The sequence below is a fragment of the Streptomyces odontomachi genome (assembly GCF_024435355.1).
In the GTDB taxonomy this organism is placed as follows: domain Bacteria; phylum Actinomycetota; class Actinomycetes; order Streptomycetales; family Streptomycetaceae; genus Streptomyces; species Streptomyces odontomachi.
This window is the reverse complement of the sequence record NZ_JAMJWG010000009.1, coordinates 128,046-150,767: the sequence shown is the minus strand read 5'-3', so window position 1 is coordinate 150,767 and position 22,722 is coordinate 128,046. Positions and strand designations below refer to the sequence as shown.

The 22,722-nt window shown below is 71.9% G+C and carries 17 protein-coding genes and 3 tRNA genes; 11 read left to right on the top strand and 9 right to left on the bottom strand.

The genetic code is table 11. From position 1 onward, the window contains the following. Positions 1-579 precede the first annotated feature (579 nt). From NQO67_RS20040 to NQO67_RS20020, 5 genes are all read left to right on the top strand, one after another. Positions 580-1,881: a hypothetical protein gene (locus tag NQO67_RS20040; RefSeq protein ID WP_255951443.1), complete on the top strand. Its 1,302-nt coding sequence runs from the start codon at positions 580-582 to the stop codon at positions 1,879-1,881. After that, a complete protein-coding gene (locus NQO67_RS20035) occupies positions 1,878-2,474 on the top strand; it encodes a nucleotide exchange factor GrpE (protein ID WP_255951442.1) in 597 nt (198 codons plus the stop codon). Before NQO67_RS20040 ends, NQO67_RS20035 begins: the two co-directional genes overlap by 4 nt. Before the next feature lie 55 nt (positions 2,475-2,529). Next, a complete protein-coding gene (locus NQO67_RS20030; RefSeq protein WP_255951441.1) occupies positions 2,530-5,025 on the top strand; it encodes an Hsp70 family protein in 2,496 nt (831 codons plus the stop codon). A 31-nt stretch (positions 5,026-5,056) separates the two neighbouring features. Next, positions 5,057-6,124 carry a tetratricopeptide repeat protein gene (locus tag NQO67_RS20025; protein WP_255951440.1) on the top strand — a complete coding sequence of 356 codons (1,068 nt, stop codon included), beginning with the start codon at positions 5,057-5,059 and terminating at the stop codon, positions 6,122-6,124. A gap of 135 nt (positions 6,125-6,259) precedes the next feature. Further along, complete coding sequence (locus tag NQO67_RS20020; RefSeq protein ID WP_255951439.1) at positions 6,260-7,072, top strand: SAM-dependent methyltransferase; 813 nt, start codon at positions 6,260-6,262, stop codon at positions 7,070-7,072. Positions 7,073-7,362: 290 nt separating this feature from the next. Here NQO67_RS20020 and NQO67_RS20015 read toward each other — a convergent pair whose 3' ends face one another. The 4 genes from NQO67_RS20015 to NQO67_RS20000 form a co-directional block, all read right to left on the bottom strand. After that, the gene (locus tag NQO67_RS20015) at positions 7,363-8,382 is read right to left on the bottom strand and encodes a DnaJ C-terminal domain-containing protein (protein WP_255951438.1); all 1,020 of its coding nucleotides are present in this window, start codon (positions 8,380-8,382) and stop codon (positions 7,363-7,365) included. 200 nt (positions 8,383-8,582) lie between these two features. After that, a complete protein-coding gene (locus tag NQO67_RS20010) occupies positions 8,583-9,800 on the bottom strand; it encodes a caspase family protein (protein ID WP_255951437.1) in 1,218 nt (405 codons plus the stop codon). 2 nt (positions 9,801-9,802) lie between these two features. Then, positions 9,803-9,940: a hypothetical protein gene (locus NQO67_RS20005; RefSeq protein ID WP_255951436.1), complete on the bottom strand. Its 138-nt coding sequence runs from the start codon at positions 9,938-9,940 to the stop codon at positions 9,803-9,805. Positions 9,941-10,008: 68 nt separating this feature from the next. Continuing rightward, complete coding sequence (locus NQO67_RS20000) at positions 10,009-10,911, bottom strand: chlorinating enzyme (protein WP_255951435.1); 903 nt, start codon at positions 10,909-10,911, stop codon at positions 10,009-10,011. A 182-nt stretch (positions 10,912-11,093) separates the two neighbouring features. Here NQO67_RS20000 and NQO67_RS19995 point away from each other — a divergent pair, with 182 nt between their 5' ends. Further along, entirely contained in the window at positions 11,094-12,527 is a 1,434-nt protein-coding gene (locus NQO67_RS19995; RefSeq protein ID WP_255951434.1) for a glutamine synthetase family protein, read from the top strand. Positions 12,528-12,688: 161 nt separating this feature from the next. On the opposite strand, the gene NQO67_RS19990 is transcribed toward NQO67_RS19995, so the two are convergent. The 3 genes from NQO67_RS19990 to NQO67_RS19980 all read right to left on the bottom strand — a co-directional run bounded on the left by NQO67_RS19990 (position 12,689) and on the right by NQO67_RS19980 (position 13,082). Then, positions 12,689-12,765: transfer RNA gene (locus NQO67_RS19990), tRNA-Ile, on the bottom strand. Between the two features lie 166 nt (positions 12,766-12,931). Further along, positions 12,932-13,004 (bottom strand) — tRNA-Asn (locus NQO67_RS19985). Positions 13,005-13,009: 5 nt separating this feature from the next. Next, a tRNA-Asn gene (locus NQO67_RS19980) sits at positions 13,010-13,082 on the bottom strand. Between the two features lie 144 nt (positions 13,083-13,226). Between NQO67_RS19980 and NQO67_RS19975 the strand changes: the two genes are divergently transcribed. The 4 genes from NQO67_RS19975 to NQO67_RS19960 all read left to right on the top strand — a co-directional run bounded on the left by NQO67_RS19975 (position 13,227) and on the right by NQO67_RS19960 (position 19,373). Continuing rightward, positions 13,227-13,532 carry a YtxH domain-containing protein gene (locus NQO67_RS19975; RefSeq protein WP_255951433.1) on the top strand — a complete coding sequence of 102 codons (306 nt, stop codon included), beginning with the start codon at positions 13,227-13,229 and terminating at the stop codon, positions 13,530-13,532. A gap of 303 nt (positions 13,533-13,835) precedes the next feature. Beyond that, on the top strand, positions 13,836-15,299 hold the full coding sequence (locus NQO67_RS19970) for a xylulokinase (protein WP_255951431.1): 1,464 nt from the start codon (positions 13,836-13,838) through the stop codon (positions 15,297-15,299). A gap of 406 nt (positions 15,300-15,705) precedes the next feature. Beyond that, a complete protein-coding gene (locus NQO67_RS19965) occupies positions 15,706-17,442 on the top strand; it encodes an ABC transporter ATP-binding protein (RefSeq protein WP_255951430.1) in 1,737 nt (578 codons plus the stop codon). Next, positions 17,442-19,373, top strand: coding sequence for an ABC transporter ATP-binding protein (locus NQO67_RS19960; protein ID WP_255951429.1), 1,932 nt, complete (start codon positions 17,442-17,444; stop codon positions 19,371-19,373). The genes NQO67_RS19965 and NQO67_RS19960 overlap by 1 nt, the downstream gene beginning before the upstream one ends. 92 nt (positions 19,374-19,465) lie before the next feature. Here the strand turns inward: NQO67_RS19960 and NQO67_RS19955 are convergent, their stop codons facing one another. Both NQO67_RS19955 and NQO67_RS19950 read right to left on the bottom strand, forming a co-directional pair. Continuing rightward, on the bottom strand, positions 19,466-20,347 hold the full coding sequence (locus NQO67_RS19955) for an ABC-2 transporter permease (RefSeq protein WP_255951428.1): 882 nt from the start codon (positions 20,345-20,347) through the stop codon (positions 19,466-19,468). Continuing rightward, positions 20,344-21,273: an ABC transporter ATP-binding protein gene (locus tag NQO67_RS19950; protein ID WP_255951427.1), complete on the bottom strand. Its 930-nt coding sequence runs from the start codon at positions 21,271-21,273 to the stop codon at positions 20,344-20,346. Before NQO67_RS19950 ends, NQO67_RS19955 begins: the two co-directional genes overlap by 4 nt. Positions 21,274-21,407: 134 nt before the next feature. Here NQO67_RS19950 and NQO67_RS19945 point away from each other — a divergent pair, with 134 nt between their 5' ends. Further along, positions 21,408-22,718 (top strand): sensor histidine kinase, encoded by a 1,311-nt coding sequence (locus NQO67_RS19945; RefSeq protein ID WP_255951426.1) that lies wholly within the window; start codon positions 21,408-21,410, stop codon positions 22,716-22,718. The last annotated feature ends 4 nt before the right edge of the window (positions 22,719-22,722 follow it).

The following is a 22,722-nucleotide window of genomic DNA, read 5'->3' as shown; positions in this document are numbered from 1 at the left end:
CCGGCGCAAACGCATATGCCTGCATGAGGCAGCGGTAGAGGTGGCGTGAACGATGGAACCGGCCGTTCACAGACAGTGCACGAGTCGGCCAAGGCACCTTTGCGTAAAGCTGCGTTGACCCTCGCGCCGGGAGCGCAGCGACGGATGCCGGTCCGGTCGAATGTGGCGTGCCCCACACGACGAGTCGCACCTGCCGGCAGTCACGCCGTCGCGCGGCCCCTTCCGCCGGCGTCCTCCGCTCGGGCCCGCTCCCCTGCTCCCGGGCCGGCCCTGCTCCCGGTGCGCGGCCGGTGGCGCGGGGTCCCCCGCCGCCGTCCGGGACCCGTCCCCGACCCGCCTCGGTACAACAGTCGCCGGGGTGGAAGGCACCGGTCGCCGCGGCCGGTGCTCACCGGGTGCCACCTGAGGTGGCGGGGAGGCTCGGTGGGCGGGCCCGGATCGGGGGATCGGGCCCGTCACCCTCCGGATGCCGTCGGCGTCGGGGCGCATCCCGACGCGTCGAGAGCATCGGCGGCGCCCCGGACGTCGTGCAACGGCACGAGGCCCGACCCAGGACCCGGCGCAGAGGGGGAAGAGCAGGTGAACGGTCCGGTGCGTGACGCGGCCGGCAGCAGGGGGACCGAGCTGACCCGCTTCGACGAGTTGGCCGGTTCCGGGCTGTACCGGGACAATATCTTCGCCATTACGGGTCTGTCCGCCACCGCACGGGGCGCCGCGGTGCGCACCGTGCGGCAACGCGCGGAGGCACGTCTCGCCGTCCAGCCGAGCTGGCCGGGAGACCCACGCTCGCCGGTGTCCGGAGAGTATGCGCGTGACGTCGTCCGGGCGGCCTTCGAGGGGTTCCAGGACCCGCGGCGGCGGCTGGTCGACGAGCTGTTCTGGCACTGGGGCGAGGAGACCGCCGGCTGCGGCTGCCCCGTGGAGCTGCACCGGGAACACGACACGGCGATCGACGCGCACGCCAGGGCGGTGGCGGCGGAGGACGGCCGGCTCGACCTGGCGGACACGGAACGCGACCGGTTGTGGACGTCGGCCGCCACGGCATGGGGCGGGCTGCTGGAGCGGCCGGAGCTGCGCGAGCACCTGCGCAGCCGGATCCGTGCGCTCGGCGATCCACGGCTCGGCGAGGAACTGGTGGACGCGTTCCTGTCCCGCGTCCCCGGGCTGCTCGTGTCGCCTTTCGGGGAGTTCGCCGGGCGTCCCGAGTTCACCGGCCGGGCCTGCGCTCCCTGGGCCGCCCTCACCCGCTTCGCCGGCCCGCTCTCCGCGCTGTACGACGAGCGGCTCGCCGAGACGGACCGCGTCATCACGAAGGAGCTGCTGGCGGCGGAGGAGCAGCGGAACGCCGGAAAGTACGCGGACGCCGTACTGATCATGCGGCGGAAGGTCGTCCCCGAATTCGAGCGGTTCGCCGCCTTCCGCGACTTCGTCTCACCGTGGCGGTTCGAGGAGATCGCGCACTCGGTCGCCGTCGGACTGAACAACCTCGCCGTCGAGCTGCACCGCCATCACCTCACCACACCGCCCACGGAGAAGCAGCGCAGGACGATGATCGAGCTGGCCGAGAAGGCCCACGACATCGCGCCGGAACGCGACGAGGCGCAGCTGATGGAGAACCGGCAACTCATCCAGTCGGCCTTCACGGGCGCGAGACGGTCTCGGGCGGCGACCCGGGGCACCGGGCAGGCCTCGTCGTCCCACCCGGTCTGGGACCGGGTGATGGGCGTCTCGTGCCTGCTGATCTGCGTGACCTTCATCGTCCTGTGGATCGTCGTGGGGATCCTTCCGGCGGTCGCCGTGACGGTCGGCGGGCTCGCGCTGCTGGGCTACGTCTCCGAACTCGTCGAGAGCTTCCAGGGCGGCAGCAGGAGGAATCGATGAGCCCGTTGCCGCTGCGCACCCTCCGAGCACGGCTCGGCCAGCTGTCCCAGCCACCGGAGTTCCGCATCCCGCGCCCGCTCCTGACCCCGGCGCAGTCCGAATGGCTCACGGCCGTGCTCGCCGAAGCGGAAGCCGAGGCCGAGACCGAGGCCGAGACCGAGGCCGGCATCGCAGCCGTCGCCACAGCGGACGCCGCCGCCACGGCACGGGCCCAAGGCGCTGCCGGCACCGGCACCCACGCCGACGGCCCGGGCGCCGACGTCCTGCTCCGTGCCGCCACCGGCATCTGGCGCGCCCTGCGCAAGCTGGAACAGCGCGGCGAGGCGCTGTCCGCGGCGGACGCGCGCCAGGTGCGCCGGCACATCGAGGCGAGCCGCCGGTCCCTCGCCGAGGACGGGTTGGAGATCCAGGAGCACGACGGTGCGCCGTTCGACCCCAACCAGTCGCTGGAGGCCCTGGTGTTCCAGGACAGCCCCGGCCTCACCCGCGAGACGGTGCTGGAGACCGTCCGGCCGACCGTCTACTTCCGGGGCCGGCGCATCCAGACGGGCCAGGTCATCGTCGGCAGGCCCGGATCCGACGACGACCGCTAGCCATCCACACCCCGCAACCACCCCGGACAACCGACCATTCAAGGAGGCACCGGCCATGCGCGAGACCATCGACTTCGGCATCGACCTCGGCACCACCAACAGCGCCATCGCCGTTGCCGAGGACGACGGCGTACGGATCATCAAGAACCTCGAAGGGTGGGACTACACCCCCTCCGCCGTCTGGATCCCGAAGCAGGGCATGATCAGGGTCGGACGCCCGGCCAAGGACCGGGCCGGGACCGACCCGAAGAACGCCTGCGCCGAGTTCAAGCAGCAGATGGGCACGGCGAGCGCCCGCCATGACTTCAAGCGTTCCGGGATGTCCCTCACCCCCGAGCAGCTCTCCGCCGAAGTGCTCAAATCGCTGCGCCAGGACGCCGCACACGACCTCGGGGAGCAGCCGGAGGCGGCGGTGATCACCGTCCCGGCCTCCTTCACGCTCAACCAGAACAACGCCACCAGCGCCGCCGCCGCGCTGGCGGGACTGGGCGAGCGCTGCCCGCTGGTGCAGGAGCCGACCGCCGCGGCGATCGCCTACGGCGTGCAGGACGTGTCGGACGCGGCCCACTGGATGGTGTTCGACCTGGGCGGCGGCACCTTCGACGCGGCGGTGATGAGCAAGCAGGACGGTGAGCTACAGCTGCTCCAGCACGCCGGTGACCCCGGGCTGGGCGGCAAGCTCATCGACTGGGCCATCGTGGAGGACCTGCTGGCGCCCGCGGCTGCCCGGGCCCTCGGTCTGAGCGACTTCACCCGCGCCAACCCCCGGTGGGAGGTGAACATGGCCAGGCTCAAGTCAGCCGCCGAAGAGGCCAAGATCGCGTTGTCCCGCCGGGCGTCCTTCGACATGACCCTGGACCTGGACGACGGCCGGGGCGGCACCGAGTCCTTCGAGTACGCCCTGACCCGTGGCGCCCTCGACGACCTCGCGCTGCCGTTCTACTCCCGCGCCATCGGACTCTGCCGGGCGGCACTGGCCGAGAGCGGGCTGCGGCCCGACCACGTCGACCGGCTGCTGCTGGTCGGCGGCGCCACCCTCGCACCGGGACTGCGCGAGCTGCTGGACGACCCGGTCGAGGGCCTCGGCATCGCCACGGACCACAGCCAGGACCCGACCACGGTGGTGGCACGCGGGGCCGCGGTGTTCGCACGGAACGTCCGGACGCCGGCGAAGCCGCGCAAGGCCGCACCCGGCGCGTTCACGGTGGAGCTGCACTACAAGCCGCAGGTCGTCGAGACCACCGACATCCCCGTCTCCGGCCGGCTGAGCAGCGGCAGCCCGATCGACGACTGGACGCAGTACGGGGTCACCCTCAGCAACCCGCAGGCCCGCCTGCCCTACCAGGGCCCGCGCACCGCGCTCAGCGCCGACGGTGCCTTCTACACGGAGGTGAGCATCGACGCGAACGCCACGTCCCGGTTCACCGTCGAGCTCACCGACGCGGCCGGCACCCGGCAGCAGTTGACCCCGGACAGCCTGTCCCTCACCCACGCCAAGCTGCTGCCCGGCGATGCGGTGCTGACCGGCACGCTCGGCCTGGGCAGGGCCGACGGCAGCTTCTCCCCCGTGCTCCGCAAGGGCACCGCCCTGCCCGCCACCGTCACCAGGACCTACCGGACCAGCATCGCGCTGCGCCGCTCGCAGCCGGACGCCGTCATCCGGATCCCCCTGCTGGAAGGCGAACGCAGGCGGGCCGAACGCAACACCCGGGTCGGCATGATCGAGATCCGGCCGAAGGACGTCCGCATCGACCTGCCCGCGCAGAGCGAGGTCGAGATGACCTTCGAGGTGCACCCCGACAGCCGGATCGTCACCGTCACCGCCGACATCCCGCTGGTGCAGGAGCAGTTCGAGGCGACGATCAACCGCACCGAACTGGTCGCGCCCGAGCACGGGGAGCTGGTGGACCGGCTGCACGAGCTGGAACAGCGGGTGCGGGAGCTGCGCGAGCGTGCCGACGAGGTGCACTCCGAGCAGGCCCTCGCCCGGCTGGACGAGCTCGACGGCCAGAAGGCGCTGCCCCAGCTCCGCAAGCAGGTCGACGCGGCGGCCGTCGACGCGGGCGAGGCCAGCACCGGCGACCGCCGCATCCGGGACCTGGAGGCGCAGCTCGACGACGTCGAGGAGGCCATCGAGGTGCCCCGGCTCCAGCACGAGCTGTGGGACCACCTCAACGCGTGCGAGGACCTGATAGCTGAGCACGGCAACGGCTCCAGCGAGCGACGGGAGCTGGAGAGCCTGCGGGCCCGGGCCGGCGCGGTCGCCGAGGAGGGCACCTCCGGGGACCTGCACGCGCTCGGCGAACGGGTGCAGGACTTCCGGGTCGAGCTGCTGCGCCGCAGCGACCAGTGGGACGTGCTGGTCTTCCACGCCCTGGTCGAGGTGCGGGACGACATGCTCTCGCCCGTCCAGGCCGACGCCGCGATCGCCGACGGCAGGCGTGCGATGGCCGCGGGCGACCGGCAGGCCCTGGCCGCCGTGAACCGGCGACTGCGCCGGCTGCTGCCGCCCGGTCTGGCGGACGAGAACCTGATCGGTGGGCTCCAGTAGGGGCGCGTGGCGACGCGAGCGAGGAGTGACCATGTCCGATATCCGCACCCGCGACCACGGCCAGGGCGTGCGGCGCTCGGCCGCCCCGGAACCATCCGGTGGGCCGGGTCCCGCCGGGGCGGGCGCCACGGCGGGAGACGGGTCCGGTGTGGCGCCGTCGGGGGCCGGCCTCCGGGCCGGGCTGCTGGTGTCCCGGGCCCGGGCCGCCGCCCGCGCAGGGGACCTGGACCAGGCCCTGGAGCTGCTGCGCGGCCCGACCGGTGCACCGGTCGCCGACCACCCTGACGTGCTGGACCTGCTCGCCCGGGTACACGGCCAGCGCGGTGAGTGGGACGACGCCGCGGGCTGCTGGCAACGCGTCCTGGAACGGCATCCGGAGGATCCGGCGGCCACGGCGGGGCTGACCCGGATCGCCCGGCTGCGGCGCCGGGGCCCGGTGGGCGCGCTCGCCCGGCACCGTACGGGCGTGGTCCTGGTGGCGACCGCATGCGTGGCGGCCGCCGTCGGCTACGGCGTGGTCGCCGTGCCGGGTGACGGGCACCGCGGCGCTCCACCACGGGCCGCCGCCCCCGCGCCCGACCGGGCCGCCGAGCGTGCTGCCGACCGGGCCCGGGAACAGGCGGTCGACGCGGCAGCCCGTGCCGTCGCGCTCGCCACGTTCGCCCGCGACCTGCGGACGCCGGGGCTGCGCCCGGAGGTGCACGGCGACTCGGTGGAGGTCGTCTTCGACGAGGGCCTCTTCTCCGAGGGCGCCCAACTCACCCCGGCCGGCGCCGATCTGCTCGCCCGGTTCGGGCACCGGCTGACCGGGCGGGCGGCGACCATCACGGTCTACGGCCAGGCCGCCACCGTGCCGGGCGCGCCGACGCAGGGCGGCTCGGTCACCTCCCTGTGGCGCGCCCTGGTGGCCGCACGGGAGTTGAGCGCGGCCAGCGGCAAGCCGCTCACCGCGTTCCACACGGCCAGCGCCGACCAGCGCGACGCCCCCTACGGCAGTGCGGCCCGAAACCGCACGGTCACCGTCGTCCTGACGCCGACCGGGCACCCGTCCGAGGGAGGGGGCGGCCCCGCACGGTCGACACGGCCAACTCGCCCTTAGGGGAACCGCCGTTGCTCATGTCTTCCTGGCATATGCAAAGCTGACCTGGGAAGGGGCTCCTCACCGCAGCACGCCACCGCCTGACCGGTCGCCGTGACCGCGGCGCCCGCACGGCCACCACGTCAGGAGGGATCCATGGACAACGGCGACGCCCCGGCCACGCCGGCGCCACCGAAGATCGACACGGGTAAGGCCCACTCCGCCCGGGTGTACAACTACATCCTCGGCGGCAAGGACCACTACCCCGTCGACGTGGAAGCCGCCCATGCCCTGCTGGAGGCCTGGCCCAAGCTCGCGACGAGCATGCGGATCAACCGTGCCACGATGCGGCGCATCGCGGGCTGGCTGGCGGCCGAGGCGGGCGTCCGCCAGTTCCTCGACATCGGCACGGGCCTGCCTGCGGCGCCGAACCTGCACGAGGTGGTCCAGGAGATCGCCCCGGAGAGCCGTGTCGTCTACGTCGACAACGACCCGATCGTGCTGGCGCACGCCCGCGCCCTGCTCACCAGCAGTCCCGAGGGCCGCACCGCCTACATAGACGCCGACATGGGCGTCCCGGAGAAGGTGCTCGGCGCCCCGGAACTGCGCGAGACGTTCGACCTGTCGCAGCCCATCGGCGTCACCGTGATCGCCATGCTCCAGTTCGTCGAGGACGCCCGCAGCCTCGTCCGGGAGCTGACCGCCGTCCTGCCGTCCGGCAGCTATCTGGCCCTCACCACCGCCACCGCCGACCTCACCCCGGACGAGGTCACCACCATGGCCGAGGAGTACACCCGGCGGGGCGTGCCCATGTATCTGCGCACGCGGGCCGAGGTCGAGGAACTCTTCACCGGCCTCGAGATGGTCGACCCCGGGGTGGTCCCCATGAACCGCTGGAGGCCCGAGCCCGACGACACCACCTCGGATGACGACGTCAACATGTACGCGGGGGTCGGCCGGGTCCCGTAGCGTCAAGGGCCCCCGGTACCGTCCGCGTTGCCGGTCCCTCCTCCCGCGGGGACACCGTTGGCGGTGTCCCTGGAGAGCGTCAGGTCGTCGGTCCACGCGACGCTGTCCGGCTCGCGTATGCCGGTGAAGGCGGACCGCGACGGGTGCACGCCCCGGAGGTGGTCGGTGACCGGTCCGACCAGCAGCAGGACCGCCTGGGCGCCGTCGGTCTCCGTCCGGTCGACGACGTTCCGCAGGCCACCGGCTGGTCCCCGGTCTCCCCGTACGGAACGCCTCCCGCGTCCGGCGGCTCAGGAGTCCCGCAGCGGGCCGGGGCCGTTCCGACGGGTCAGGTCGAGTACGAGCCGGCCGCCGCTGAGGCCCGCCACGCCGCCGGCCACCTCGGCCCACTGTCCGTCCGTGAACGCACGGGCGTCCACGACGTGTTGCCGGGGCCCGGCACCGCCGGCCGGGATCGCGTACAACGCCACCACCGAGTCATGGCTGCCGTAGTCGAACGCGAGGCCGCCGATGGCCTCCCACCGCATCTCGAACCGGATCTTCCAGCGCGCCGTGCCGCCGGGCATCGGCCACTTGTCGCGGACCCTGATGCCGGTGCGGTGCACGGCGATCTCGGTGTCCTCCCGGCCACCCAGCACGGTCACCGGGCCCCGCGGCGCCTTCGGCGGCACGCCTGGTTCGGCACGATCCGCCGGCTTGTGCGCACGACCCGGTCCGACGACGGTGACGAGGAACGCGTCGTCCTGCACGGAACGCTGCCGGGCTGGGCGGATCCTGGGGTCACGACCGTCGTCCGCGGCGTGGGCGTCCTGCGCCGCCCGGCCGCCCGCGATCCGCACCGAGAGCAGGAGGTCCCCGGCGGGGAACCCGCGCCCGCCCGGCGCCCCCATGCTGGCCAGGGTCACCTTGGTGCCGTGTACGACCCCTTCGGGGACCGTGACGGTCCGCTCGATCCGCCCGCGCTCGCCCAGACCGCTGCCCCGGCACTTCCGGCAGCGCCGCGCGCCGCTCCGCCCGCTCCCGTCGCACGCCGGGCAGCGCCGACGGGCGGTGAACGTGACGGTCTTGCGCGCCCCGTAGAAAGCCTCGTCCGGGGTGAGCTCGACCGACGCGGCGACCGTCCAGGGCCTGCCGTACCGGGCGCTGCGGACGTTCAGCGCGACGGCGCCGGAGAACAGGAGGGCGCATCCGCACATGACGACCACGCCCAGGATCCAGCGCGTGCCCGCCAGCATCGACAGCCCGGCGAAGAACCCCACGCACCCGACGGCGATCGCGGCGTAACGCCACCAGCTCGGCCCGTTCCCCATGCCCCGTCCCCTCCCGCCGGGACCGCCATGGCCCCACCGCTTGCCCGACGGCCGCCGTCGCCCCACGGCCGTACCCCAGGCTGCCGCCCGGGACCCCGGCACGAAAGACGCCCGATCGAACCGTTCCGGTTTCGACGGCGGTGCGGGTGGGCGGTCGCCGACGTTCTCTCAGCTTCCCCAGAGGCCTGCGTGCCGGCCGGTCAGCCCCGTTGGATTCCGGCGGTGTCCATGAGCAGCCCTTTGCGATCACCTTCGCCGACGACCACGAGCGCGTCCCCTTCCTGCCCGACGGCCAGGTACCAGGTGCCCGGCAGGAGCTCGCCCGCCGGGATCGACGCATCATCCCTGCTGACGAGCCGACGCGGCACCGGAACTGCCAACCAGAACGGCGCGAAGTCCGGAACCACCGTTGCGTTCAAGCCGTCGTCCGCCCGCTGGATCCTGTCGGTCCTCAACAGCAGTCCCTCGCACTGGCCTTCGCGGAAGACCACGAGCGCGTCCCCCTCTTGCTCGGCGGCCAGGTACCAGGTGCCCGGCAGGAGCTCGCCCACCGGAGTCGACGCATCATCCCTGCTGACGAGCCGACGCGGCACCGGCACGGCGAACCAGAACGGCGCGAAGTCCGTATCCGACGAGGGCGAACGGACCCTGCCGGCCCCCGGCGCCGAATCCCTGGGCGTCACGGCCCTGTTGCGCGCGATCGCGATGAGACCGCCCGTGTTGCGGTTGCGCTGCTGGGGCAGGGGGCGGCTCCTGCCGGCCAGCCGCGTGTGGAGATGCCGGTAGAGGGTGTCCATGTCGATCGGGTCGGGCTCGTTCGGGATGCCCTCGGTCAGGGCCGCGATCAGCTCTCCGGTGAACGCGGTGTAGGTCTCGCCGGGCGGCGACAGGGCGGGGCGGGTCTCGGCCGAGGCCGTGAGCAGGCAGGTTCCTTCGACGATGGCCTGGTCGGCGATCTGCGCGCTGGCGCTCATCCGGCCGAGCAGGGCGCGTCCGCTGTAGCAGCAGTCGAGGACGACCACGGTGCGCCGGGCGCGCGCTCGTACGTCCAGTACGGCACGGCGCAGGTACTCGTACCGCAGCGAGGTGTACTCGCGCTCGCGGTCCGAGTCGGGCAGGGCCAGGTACAGCTCGTCCGTGTACGGGTCCGTCAGGCCGTGCCCGGAGTAGTAGACGAGCAGCGTGTCCGTGGTCCGGCGGGCTCTGTCCCGGATCGGGTCCAGCACCTGCCCGGCGCTGCCCGGCTGCGAGATCACCGTGCACGCCTCGGCCGGCAGCCCCCACACCGCGGGATCCGTCAGCGCCCTTCGCAGCCCTTGCAGATTGCGGGCGACGGCCGGCAGGTCCGCCAGGTGGGTGTAGTCGTGGACGCCCACCAACACGGCCTCCGAGCCGGCCGGGTCCGACAGCACCGCCACGGCTACTCCGCGCCTTCCTCGGCCGGGGCGGGCAGCTCGGGTCCGGCCGCCAACCAGCGGTGGAGCGACGACGCGAACTCGCCGGCGTCGCCGCCCTCTTCCCCCGCCGCGCCGCCGCTGAACGTCAGACTGACCTCCACGCCCCGCCCCTCCCCCGCCACGCTGCTTCCCGGGGCTCAGGGTAAGTGAGCCACGCGACGGGCGCTGTTCAGCCGATCCGTCCGAATTCGAACCCGTTCAGGCTGCGCTGATGAAGTCGGTTGTACCCGTATTCGTCCTCACCCGAAACCAGCACGCAGCCGTGGTAACCGAGGTCGATCGAGTCCCCGAATTCCTCCAGCTTCGCGACGTTCTCGTAGACCTTGACCGAGGGCGGGACATACCGTGACGCGTATCCCATCCGGGTGGCGTCGCTGACATTGGGCAAGGAGCCGTGCACGCACTTCTCGGTGAAAAGGACGAACTGACCGGCTTTCATCTCCATGTTGACGACGTTCTCCTGATCAGGGTTCCATTCCTGGTCAAGCTTGAGTTCCGCGTAGTCGTACCCGAAGAAGTCCTTTGACGCACCCTCCTGGTTCAAGACCAGTTGCTTGTTCTCGTCGTAGTACCACCGCTTGTGACTGCCGGCGACGAAGCGCAGGCAGCCGTTTTCTGCCCGCACGTCCGACATGGCGGTCCAGGCCGTGAGCTCGTTCGCATGGAAACGCCCGTGTTCGGTGAACGTCAGAGAAGGCGTCGCGGACGTGGTGGTTTCCCCTACGATGAAGGTCTCCACCTGATGCCATCCCGTACCGGTGTCACCCGGGTCCTTCTTGAAGATGTTCGACTTCCAGCACAGGATGTCGTCGCCGATCAGGCTGCGGAGCTTCCAAATGATCTCGGGACGGCTGATATGCGCAGATAAGGTGTCGCAATCCAGGTGTCGGTCGTAGTTGATGACCGTCGAGTTGTGCGGCTTGTGCTGGGACACGACCATCTCGATCAGTGCCTGGTTCCACCGCAGGGGCGCCTCTTCCGGTGCATACAGGTCGAACGGCCCCACAAAACCGTTCGCATTAAAGAATTCAATCTCCTGGTCGGTCAGCCCCAGCATTGATCGCTCCGTCACGCTGTCCTCCTTCTGCTCTCCTTCAACCTGCTGCGTCTTCTGCCGCGCTTGCCGCCCATGCGATTCGACGGGATTCGAGAAGTAAGTCCGTATACGTGAAGTCGATGGGCAGGTAAATTTCGCCATGGATAAAGCGCGATCACCTCCTCCCCCGTCCTCTGTATCCTGCCCTGGAGAGCTCAATGGATTCTTGTTTCGTCAGCCGTCATGAGCTATGGACGGAGCAACAGCAGGGAGCGGCCGAGGAGCTGGCGTCGCGGATCCGCCGGCTCGACCTGTCCCAGGTGCGCCTGAGTTGGGCGGACCAACATGGCACTCTGCGCGGCAAGACCCTGGAAACTGCGCACTTCTTGAAGGCGCTTCGGCACGGCAAGGATTTCCAGACGGCGCCGTTGCTCTTCGACACCTCCGGCGACCTGGTGGTCCCGCTGTCCGGCGCATCCTCGCTGGGCGGCCCGAGGATCGCGGGACTTCCGAACGCGGTACTGGTGCCGGACCCGGCCACCTTCACACCGTTGCCGTGGCTACCGGCGACCGGCTGGATCCTGGGAGACCTGTACTTCCGATCCGGCGAGCGGGTGCCTTTCGACACGCGCGGCATTCTGCGTGCCCAGCTCGACGGGTTGGCCGGCGCGGGATACGAGTATGTCGCGGGCATCGAGTTGGAGTTCTACATCACCCGGACGCGACCATTACGACCATCCGGCCCGGGCCCCGACGGCGCCCTCTCCCCGTTCCCCGGCCCGCCCCGCCCCGCGCACGGCCCCGGCACGGCGGCGCTGAGCGAAGACGAGTTGGAGACCGTCGTGCACGCCCTTCGCGACGGCATCGTCTCGCTCGAACTGCCCTTGGCCACCGTGGAGGAGGAGTGGGGTCCGGGCCAGGTGGAACTCACCTTCGAGCCCCTCGCGGGTATGACCGCCGCGGACACGGTGATGCTCGTGCGCAGTACGGTCAGGCAACTCTGCCGCCGGCACGGCTACCACGCGACCTTCATGTCACGGCCCCAACTGGACGACGTCGTGCCCAGCGGCTGGCATCTGCACCAGTCCCTGCGCAACGGAACACAGGGAAACTGTTTCGCCGGGAAGGCCGGACAGCTGCTGTCGGACACCGGCTCCTGGTTCATGGGGGGCCTGCTGGAGCATGCCAACGCCTGCGCGGTACTGACCACGCCCACCCTCAACGGATACAAGCGATACAGATCCGGATCGTTCGCCCCCGACCGCATCGCCTGGGCCGAGGAGAACCGCGACGTCCTGATCAGGGTCGCGGGTGGCCACGAGGGACCCCACACCCGCCTGGAGAACCGCGTCGGCGACCCCGCCGCCAACCCCTACCTCTACCTGGCTTCCCAGATCATCAGCGGCAGGGACGGACTCCGCACCAGGAAGGACCCCGGCCCACCGGCCCGGACACCCCGCCCCCACGACGCCCGGCCACTGCCCAAGACTCTGGAAGAGGCCCTTCCGCACTTCGAGCAGAGCGCACTGTTGCGGGCCGAACTCGGTGACGCCTTCGTCGACTACCTGGCCACGATCAAGCGGCACGAGATCGACCGCTTCCACCGGGCGACCACCGACTGGGAACAGCGCGAGTACTTCGACGCGTACTGAAGCGGACCAGCGGGTGCGGCTGCCGGTGCTGGTGCGGGTGCGGGTGAAGCAGACCAGCACTCGATCTTGCTCTGAACGGATGAACGGCGGTCGCCACCCGGGTGTGGCGCCCGCCGTTCCTGCGTACCCGCAGATAGGAAGGGGGTAGTGCAGACTGCGCGTGGTGGGGCGGGTGGGACTCGAACCCACGGCCGACGGATTATGAGTCCGCTGCTCTAACCGGCTGAGCTACCGCCCCGTTACGGCGCGTCGCGCACACTTGTGCGCGCCGTCTGCCGCAGCATAGCTGCTCATACGATCTCCTGCCTCGGCTGGTCGGCATCGCACGACCAAGAGGACTTCTTGCTGGCCGAGGTGGTTCCACCAGGCACAAAAAAGGACCCCTGAGGGGTCCTTCCCGGCTGCTCCCCCGACTGGACTCGAACCAGTAACCTGCCGGTTAACAGCCGGCTGCTCTGCCAATTGAGCTACGGAGGATCGAGCTCCCCCGACTGGACTCGAACCAGTAACCTGCCGGTTAACAGCCGGCTGCTCTGCCAATTGAGCTACGGAGGATTGCCTCGGTGCATCGAACGCGTCTTCCGGGGTAGCTGCCCAGGCAGCGCGCGCTCTCCGCACCGCATACATTAGCGCAAGCAGGGGGGTGCTCCGCCAATCGGTTCTAGAGACCGTCTCGGACTCAACGGAAGGGTGGCCGCCATGCGCTACCGGCTCACATTCGCCGCGGGACTCGCCGTCGGTTACGTCCTGGGGACCCGCGCGGGGCGCGAGCAGTACGAGAAGATCAAGAAGTCCGCCCGGGAGCTGGCCCAGAACCCCGCCGTCCGTAACACCGCCGAGTCCGCCGCCCAGCAGAGCCGGGACCTGGCAGGTCGGGCGTACCACTCGGTGAGTGGCAAGGTCGGCGAGCGGGTGCCGGACTCGGTGGCGGACCGCATGCGGGCGGTACGGGCCCGCAGCAACGGCCGCACCGGCACCGACGACTGGGGCTCGGGCACGACCTGACGGCGCCCGGCACCCCGGCGCGCCGGGCGCGCACCGTTACGGCGGTGGCGTTCGGCGCAGGCTTCGGGGCCCTTTCGGAAGCAGTCCCTCCGGATTTTTTCCCTCGGGCGTGTCGCACCCTTTCGCCCCTGTCTCCAACCGTTGCGCAGTGGCGTACGTCACATCTATTCGTGTGCTGCCACGCAGCATCCGCACGGCCGGTGGCCGCAGTCGGCCGCGGTCGGACCGTCCGATGACCTCCATGGACCGCCCGACCTCCACCGCCGGCCACGGGACCCCTCCCCCATGCGGCAGAATCGCCGCATGGGGATAGTCGCCGGACTGGACAGCTCACCGGAATTCACGCGCATCGTCGTGTGCGACACGGACACCGGTGCCGTGCTCAGGGAGGGGTACGCGCCGCATCCGACCGAGGGCGGCGAGTCCGGGGCGGGCCGCGCCAGCGACATCGACCCGCAGGCCTGGCTGCTCTCCCTGGGCGACGCGGCCGCCGGCGGGCTGCTCGAAGGGGTACGCGCGATCGGGGTCTGCGCCCAGCAGAACGCACTCGTCCCGCTCGACGCGCAGGGCGGCACCGTGCGCCCCGCGCTGGTCGGCAACGACAAGCGGACCCAGGCCGCGGCGGCGGACCTGATCGACCGGCTCGGCGGCCGGGCGGCGTGGGCGGAGGCCGTCGGCTGCATCCCCCAGGCCGCGCAGCCGGTGACGAAGCTGCGCTGGCTGGCCCGGTCGGAACCGGAGGCCGCGGCCCGCACCGCCTGCCTCATGGGCGCCCACGACTGGCTGGTGTGGCAACTGCTGGGTCGCCCCGCGCGGCGCACCACCGACCGCGGCGCCGCGTCCAGTACCGGCTACTGGTCGACGGCCACCGGCGCATACCGTCCGGACCTGGTGGAGTTGGCGCTCGGTCACCCGGCGACCGTGCCCGACGTGCTGGGGCCCTCCGAGCCCGCGGGCACCACGCCGGAGGGGCTGCTGATCTCGGCGGGCACCGGGGAGACGATGGCCGCCGCTTTCGGGCTCGGCGTCGGACCCGGCGACGCGGTGGTCTCGCTCGGCGCCTCGGGGTCGGTGATGGCGGTGCACTCCGAGGCACTGACCGACTCCACCGGCATGATCACCTGCCTGGCCGACGCCAGCGGCATGCACCTGCCGGTCGTGCACACCCTCAACGCGGTACGCACCCTGCGGGGCGCCGCCGAGCTGCTCGGCGTGGACCTGGAGGGTCTGTCGGCGCTGGCGCTGAAGTCGACGCCCGGCGCGCACGGGCTCGTGCTGCTCCCCTATCTGGAAGGTGAGCGCACCCCCTACCTGCCGCACACCGCGGGCACGCTGGCGGGGCTGCGCCGCGAGTCGATGAAGCCCGAGCATCTGGCGCGCGCCGCGTTCGAGGGCATGCTGTGCGGGCTCGCCGACGCGCTGGACGTGCTGCGCGAGAGGGGCGTGGCGGTACGCCGGGTGTTCCTGCTGGGCGCGGCGGCCGACCTGCCCGCCGTGCAGGTCGCTGCGCCGAGCCTGCTGGGCGCCCCGGTCGCGGTGGTGCGGCCCGCGGACTACGCGGCGCTCGGCGCGGCCCGGCAGGCCGCCTGGGCGCTGGGTGCCGCCGAGGGCGAGCTGTCGCCGGCCACCCCGCCGGACTGGCAGGGCTCCTCGATGCAGATCTTCGAGCCGGGCGACGAGCACGCGGCCGGCCAGGCGGTCCGGCAGCAGTACACGGCCGTACGCGACCAGACCCATCCGGGAGCATTTCCGGCCGACGCCTCGTAGGCCGGCCGCAGGTCATGAGCAGGCCGTGCGTGGGGCGGCCGTAGATCGGTCGTAGGTCGTACGGGCCCCCAGCCCTGTTGCGCGGTGGCGTTCGGGGTGCTGGGCGGGTACGCGTGCCGCTTCGGGCGCCGTGCGCCGGGCACCCTCTGGTATGCGCCATGTGCCGGCCGGTTCCACAGTCTTGTGCCGTACCGTGCCGGAGCATCCCAAGTCGCCCCATCGAGCCGAGCCGGTGCAATCCGGCGTGTTTTCGGGCTGATCCGCGGCTGGCCGATTGAGGTAACGCGGGTGGAATGTCGGACGATAGGGGATACGGCACGCCACCCGGTGGCATGCCACTCAAGGCACTCGAACAACACCCAGATCTCGCGACCCCAGAATTACCCCCGACCCCGAGAGACGCAGCGTGCTCATACGACTCCTACGGACCTACCTGGGCCCGTACCAAAGACCCATCGCCGCTCTGGTGCTGCTGCAACTCATGCAGACCTGCGCCACTCTCTATCTGCCCACCCTCAACGCGGACATCATCGACAACGGTGTCGTGAAGGGCGACACGGGCTACATCCTGTCCTTCGGCGCACTCATGATCGGCATCACCGTCCTCCAGGCGGTGGGCAACATCGGCGCCGTCTTCTTCGGCGCCCGTACCGCGTCCGCGCTCGGCCGGGACCTGCGGTCCGCCGTCTTCGCGCGGGTGCAGTCCTTCTCCGCGCGCGAGGTGGGCCACTTCGGCGCGCCGACGCTGATCACCCGCACCACGAACGACGTGCAGCAGGTGCAGATGCTCACCCTGATGTCGTTCACCCTGATGGTCTCGGCGCCGATCATGTGCGTCGGCGGCGTCGTGATGGCGCTCGGCCAGGACGTGCCGCTCTCCGCCGTGCTGCTCGCCGTGCTGCCGGTGCTCGGCCTGAGCGTGAGCCTGATCGTGCGCCGGCTGCGCCCGCTGTTCCGGGGCATGCAGAAGCGCCTGGACACGGTGAACCGCATCCTGCGCGAGCAGATCACCGGCAACCGCGTCATTCGTGCCTTCGTCAGGGACGACTACGAGAAGGAGCGGTTCCGGGGTGCCAACGAGGAGCTGACCGGGATGTCGCTCGGCACCGGGCGGCTGCTGGCGCTGATGTTCCCCCTGGTGATGTCGGTGGTGAACCTGTCGTCGATCGCCGTGGTGTGGTTCGGCGCGCACCGTATCGACAGCGGCGGCATGCAGATCGGCGCGCTCACCGCGTTCCTCGCGTATCTGATGCAGATCGTGATGTCGGTGATGATGGCCACCTTCATGTTCATGATGGTGCCGCGCGCCGAGGTGTGCGCCGAGCGCATCCAGGAGGTGCTCGGCACCGAGAGCAGCGTGGTGCCGCCCAGCGCACCGGTACGGCAGCTGCAAAGGCACGGCCACCTGGAGATCCGGGACGCCGGCTTCCGCTACCCCGGCGCCGAGGAGCCCGTGCTGAAGGGCGTCAGCCTGGTGGCCAGGCCCGGCGAGACGACCGCGGTCATCGGCTCCACGGGCAGCGGCAAGTCGACCCTGCTCGGCCTCGTGCCGCGGCTCTTCGACGTGACCGACGGGGTGGTGCTCGTCGACGGCAACGACGTGCGCACCCTGGACGGGGCGCTGCTGGCGAAGACGGTCGGTCTGGTGCCGCAGAAGCCGTACCTGTTCGCGGGCACCGTCGCCAGCAACCTGCGCTACGGCAACCCGGACGCGACCGACGACGAGCTGTGGCACGCCCTGGAGGTGGCGCAGGCCCGCGACTTCGTCGAGAACGCGCTGGAGGGCGGCTTGGACGCGGAGATCGCGCAGGGCGGCACCAACGTCTCCGGCGGCCAGCGGCAGCGGCTCGCGATCGCCCGCACGCTGGTGCAGCGGCCGGAGATCTACCTCTTCGACGACTCGTTCTCGGCGCTCGACTACGCGACCGACGCCGCGCTGCGCGCCGCACTCGGCCGGGAGACCGCCGACGCGACCGTGCTGATCGTCGCCCAGCGGGTGGCCACCATCCGCGACGCCGACCGCATCATCGTGCTGGACGAGGGCCGGGTCGTGGGCACCGGGCGGCACCACGAGCTGATGGCTCGGAACGACACCTACCGGGAGATCGTGCTCTCCCAGCTGACGGAAGCGGAGGCGGCCTGATGGCGGGCCCGGGCGGGCGCATGATGATGGCCGGGCGGGGCCCCGACCAGCGTTCGATGGACTTCACCGGCTCCGGCAAGCGGCTGATCGCGCAGTTCCGGCCGCAGCGGCACCTGATGATCGTGATGCTGCTGGCGGGCGTGCTGAGCGTGGGGCTCTCGGTGATCGGCCCGAAGATCCTGGGCCGGGCGACCGACCTGGTCTTCGGCGGCATCGTGGGGCGGCAGATGCCGGCCGGCCTCACCAAGGCACAGGCCATCGAGGGGGTGCGGGAGCGCGGCGACGGCGGCATGGCCGACATGCTCTCCGGTCTGGACTTCACCCCGGGCAAGGGCATCGACTTCACCGCCGTCGGCTCGGTGCTGCTGCTGGCGACCTGCACCTTCCTCGGGGCGGGGCTGCTGATGGCGGTGTCGACCCGGTTGTCGAACCGCGCCATCAACCTCACCGTCGGCCGGCTGCGCGGCGAGGTGCAGGCGAAGCTGTCGCGGCTGCCGCTGTCGTACTTCGACAAGCAGCGCCGCGGCGAGGTGCTCAGCCGCGCCACCAACGACCTGGACAACCTCGGCCAGACCATGCAGCAGACCATGGGCCAGATCGTCAACTCCCTGCTGACCATCGTCGGTGTGCTGACGATGATGTTCTGGATCTCCTGGATCCTGGCGCTGGCGGCGCTGGTCACCGTGCCGCTGTCGTACGTCGTCGCGATGGCCGTGGGGCGGCGCTCGCAGCCGCACTTCGTGCGGCAGTGGGACGCCACCGGCACGCTCAACGCCCATGTCGAGGAGATGTACACCGGCCATACGCTGGTGAAGGTCTTCGGCCGCCAGAAGGAGTCGGCCCAGCAGTTCGCCGAGCAGAACGACGCGCTCTACGAGGCCGGGTTCCGGGCCCAGTTCACCAGCGGCATCATGCAGCCGCTGATGATGTTCGTCTCGAACCTGAACTACGTGCTGGTGGCGGTCGTCGGCGGGCTGCGGGTCGCGTCGGGCACCCTGTCCATCGGCGATGTGCAGGCCTTCATCCAGTACTCGCGGCAGTTCTCCATGCCGCTGACGCAGGTCGCCTCCATGGCGAACCTGGTGCAGTCCGGGGTCGCGTCGGCCGAGCGGATCTTCGACCTGCTGGACGCGCCGGAGCAGCGGCCCGACCCGGCGGTGGCCCAGCGGCCGGCCGAGGCGCGCGGCCGGGTCGAGCTGGAGCACGTGTCGTTCCGCTACGAGCTGGACAAGCCGCTCATCGAGGACCTGTCGCTCACCGTCGATCCTGGTCACACCGTCGCCATCGTCGGCCCGACGGGAGCGGGCAAGACCACCCTGGTCAACCTGCTGATGCGGTTCTACGACGTCACCGGCGGGCGGATCCTGCTCGACGGCGTCGACGTGGCGGCGATGGCACGGGACGAGCTGCGCTCCCGGATCGGCATGGTGCTCCAGGACACCTGGCTCTTCGGCGGCAGCATCGCGGACAACATCGCCTACGGCGCCAGGCGCCCGGTCACCCGCGACGAGGTCGAGGAGGCGGCGCGCGCCGCGTACGCCGACCGCTTCATCCGTACGCTGCCGGACGGCTACGACACGGTCATCGACGACGAGGGCGCGGGCGTCAGCTCCGGCGAGAAGCAGCTGATCACCATCGCGCGGGCGTTCCTGTCCGACCCGGTGATCCTGGTCCTGGACGAGGCGACCAGCTCGGTGGACACCCGCACCGAACTGCTCATCCAGAAGGGCATGGCGCAGCTCGCACACGGCCGGACGGCGTTCGTGATCGCCCACCGGCTCTCCACGATCCGGGACGCCGACACCATCCTCGTGATGGAGGACGGCTCCATCGTGGAGCAGGGCACCCACGACTCCCTGCTGCTCGCCGGGGGCGCCTACGCACGGCTGTACACGGCACAGTTCGCGCAGGCGGTGGCGGAGGTGGACTGAGGCGGTCCGTGGACGGGTCCCGGAGCGGCGGTCGGAGTGGTACCGGCCGTCGCCCCGGGGCGGTACCGGCCGTCGCCCCGGGCCCCGGGGCGTCACTGGTCCCGTCGCGGCACGACCGCCAGCGCCAGCAGCACCGCGACCGCCGTCCAGAGTGCGTAGACCGTCCAGGAACCGCCGGCCGTGGCCGGGTAGCGCATACCGTGCATGCCGTCCGGCAGGATCAGGCAGCTCCACGCCGGGAACGGCAGCGCGTGCGAGACGACCGCGCCCGCGTACGTGTCGTCGTGGACGAACGACGGCAGGACGAAGACCAGCACGAACAGCGTGACCATGGCCGTGACGGCGTGCCGGATCACCGCACCGAGCCCCAGCCCGACCAGCGCCCCGACCGGCGCGAGCAGCCCGGACGCCAGGACGAACCGCAGCGTCCCCGGATCCCCGATCCCGACCCCGCCGTACCTCCCGGCGAGGATCGCCTCGTCCAGCCAGAACGAGACGGTCACCACGAACGCGCCGAACCCGGTGGCGACCGCGCAGACCACCACCGTCTTGGCCGCCATCACCTCCCGGCGGGCCGGCACCGCGGCGAACGTCGTGCGCAGCAGGCCGGTGGTCTGCTCGCTGAGGATCGCTATCGCGCCCAGCGCGCCCATCGCCAGCAGCATCGACATGGCTGCTGGCCGGGTGAAGGCGTCGTCCAGCGCCCCGAACCTGGCGTAGTAGGCCTGCCGGGCCGCCGGCCACGCGGGCCAGTCGGCACGGGCGGACCGCGCGCCGTTCGCGTTCAGGCCGACGATCACCACCGTGCCGAACAGCACGAACCAGGGGATCGAGCGCAGCGACCGCAACTTGATCCACTCGGCGGCCAGCAGATCGGTGAACCGGGCCGGCGGGCCGGCGGGGACCTGGCGGGTCCGGGGCCCGGCGGGCGCGGTCCCGGGGGTCGAGGGCCCGGCGGTCATCGGGGTGCTCATGCGCGTTCTCCTGCCGATGCTCGTTCTCCTGCGGCGTATTCGACGCTGGCGCCGGTCAGTTCCATGAAGGCGCGTTCCAGCGAGCCGGTCCGGGTGGTCAGTTCGTGGAGGAGGACACCGTGTGCGGCGGCGATCTCGGCAACCCGGGACGCCGGCACGGACTCCACCGTCAGCAGGCCGTCGGGGGCCTGGGTCAGGCGCACGCCCTCGGCGGTGAGGGCGGCGGCGAGCGCCGCCGGATCGGCGCTGCGGACGTCGACGCGGCGGGGCGCGCCGCGGGTCGCGAACTCCTCGACGGTCTCGTCCGCGAGCAGCCGTCCGCGGCCGACGACGACGAGCCGGTCGGCGGTGTGCTCCATCTCGGCCATCAGATGGCTGCTCACGAACACCGTGCGCCCCTGTGCCGCCAGGCTCTTGAACAGGCCCCGGACGAACAGGACCCCCTCGGGGTCGAGTCCGTTGAGCGGCTCGTCGAACAGCAGGACCGGTGGATCGCCGAGCAGCGCCGCCGCGATGCCGAGGCGCTGGCGCATGCCGAGGGAGAAGCCGCCGATGCGCCGGTCGGCCGCGCCGCCGAGGCCGACCATGCGGAGCACCTCGGCCACCCGGCCGGTCGGGATCGCGTTGCTGCGGGCGAGGAAGCGCAGGTGGTCGCGTGCGGTGCGGCCGCCGTGCACGTCGCCGGCGTCGAGCAGCGCCCCGACCCGGCGCAGCGCCCGGCGCAGGGTGCGGCAGTCGTGGCCGTCCACGGTCGCCGTGCCGCTGGTCGGGGCGTGCAGGCCGAGGAGCATCCGCAAGGTGGTGCTCTTGCCGGCGCCGTTGGGACCGAGGAAGCCGGTGACATGGCCGGGGCGGACGGTGAAGGACAGCTCGTGAACGGCGGTCGTGCGGCCGTATCGCTTGGTGAGGTTGCTGACTTCGATCACGTCAGGAACGGTGCCGGTCGGGGGCCCGGGTGGGCATCGGCCCGGGGTCGGCACTCCGCCAGGGGCGGTGTCACCTCCGGGATGACGACCACGGATGACTGCGTCACGGCGGCCCGGCTCGCTACCCTCGCGGCATGAACCCAGCCCGGGTGCCGTCCGCACGCCCCTCGCCGGTGTCGCGCGCGGCGCCGGGCACCTGGATGGTGCTGATCTGGTGCGCCGTCACGGCGTACACGATCTTCTCGCAGACCCAGACCCGGGGCCACTCCGTCCTCGACCTGAGCTTCGGCAACAAGACGGACGCGGTGGTCGGCGCCCTGCTCGTGGTCGCCGCCGGACGGCGCGGCCGCCGGCCGCTGACGGCGCTGTGCCTGCTGCTCGGCGGAACCGTCCTGTCGGTCATGTCGATGGCCGTCGCGGACATCCCGCTGCTCCAGTTCCTCGCGGTCGACGTCGCGGTCTGCTACCTGGCGGCGACCCGGCCGCGGCGCACGTCGCTCGTGGCCGGCGCCATGGCGCTCGGCACGCTGCTCGGCTACTCGGGCTGCCGGGCGCTGCTCGGCTGGGACGCCTACCGCAGCACGACGCTGACGGCCGCGCTGGCCACGGCGATCGCCTGGCTGATCGGCCACTCGCTCTGGCAGGCCCAGGCGCACGCCGAGGCGCTGCGCGCGCAGGCGACCCGGCAGGCGATCACGTCGGAACGGCTGCGCATCGCCCGGGAGCTGCACGACATGGTCGCGCACAGCATCGGGATCGTGGCGCTCCAGGCCGGCGCCGCCCGCCGGGTCTTCGACACCCAGCCGGCCCGGGCCCGAGCCGCCCTCGGCGAGGTCGAGGCGGCGGGCCGGGAGACCCTGTCGGGCATGCGGCGGCTGCTGGGGGCGCTGCGCGAGACCGACCGGGACGACCCCGGCGAGACCCTGGGTCCGGCCCCTGCACCCGGCGTCGACGACGTGCCCCGGCTGGCCGCGACCACCACGGCGGCCGGCGTCCGGGTGGACGTGGACTGGTCCGGCGTGCGCCGCCGGCTGCCGTCGGAGATCGAGTCGGCGGCCTACCGGATCGTGCAGGAGGCGGTGGCGAACGTGGTGCGGCACTCCGGTGCGCCACGGTGCCGGGTGTCGCTCGCGTTCGGCGCGGCGGACCTCACCGTCGAGGTGCGCGACGCGGGCCCGGAGCCCGTCGGGCAGGGCGCGCGGGGGACGCACGGTGCCCGCGCCCACCCCCACGCCCACGCGCACGCCCACGGGTACGGCATCGTCGGGATGCGGGAGCGGGTCAGCCTGCTGCGGGGCACGTTCACGGCCGGGCCGCTGCCCGGTGGCGGCTTCCGCGTGGCGGCCCGGCTGCCGGTGGCTGACGAGCCGGTGGACGCCGGCCGGGCCGCCATCGACCGCCTCGCCCCGCCCGCCGAACCGCCCCTGGAGCAGGAGGCCCGATGACCAC

Coding starts and splice junctions, on each gene's coding strand:
- NQO67_RS20015 (WP_255951438.1), bottom strand. CDS start 8,382: ATGGGGAACGGGCCGAGCTGGTGGCGTTACGCCGCGATCGCCGTCGGG.
- NQO67_RS20030 (WP_255951441.1), top strand. CDS start 2,530: ATGCGCGAGACCATCGACTTCGGCATCGACCTCGGCACCACCAACAGC.
- NQO67_RS20035 (WP_255951442.1), top strand. CDS start 1,878: ATGAGCCCGTTGCCGCTGCGCACCCTCCGAGCACGGCTCGGCCAGCTG.
- NQO67_RS19960 (WP_255951429.1), top strand. CDS start 17,442: ATGGCGGGCCCGGGCGGGCGCATGATGATGGCCGGGCGGGGCCCCGAC.
- NQO67_RS20020 (WP_255951439.1), top strand. CDS start 6,260: ATGGACAACGGCGACGCCCCGGCCACGCCGGCGCCACCGAAGATCGAC.
- NQO67_RS19955 (WP_255951428.1), bottom strand. CDS start 20,347: ATGAGCACCCCGATGACCGCCGGGCCCTCGACCCCCGGGACCGCGCCC.
- NQO67_RS19945 (WP_255951426.1), top strand. CDS start 21,408: ATGAACCCAGCCCGGGTGCCGTCCGCACGCCCCTCGCCGGTGTCGCGC.
- NQO67_RS19975 (WP_255951433.1), top strand. CDS start 13,227: ATGCGCTACCGGCTCACATTCGCCGCGGGACTCGCCGTCGGTTACGTC.
- NQO67_RS19995 (WP_255951434.1), top strand. CDS start 11,094: ATGGATTCTTGTTTCGTCAGCCGTCATGAGCTATGGACGGAGCAACAG.
- NQO67_RS20025 (WP_255951440.1), top strand. CDS start 5,057: ATGTCCGATATCCGCACCCGCGACCACGGCCAGGGCGTGCGGCGCTCG.
- NQO67_RS19970 (WP_255951431.1), top strand. CDS start 13,836: ATGGGGATAGTCGCCGGACTGGACAGCTCACCGGAATTCACGCGCATC.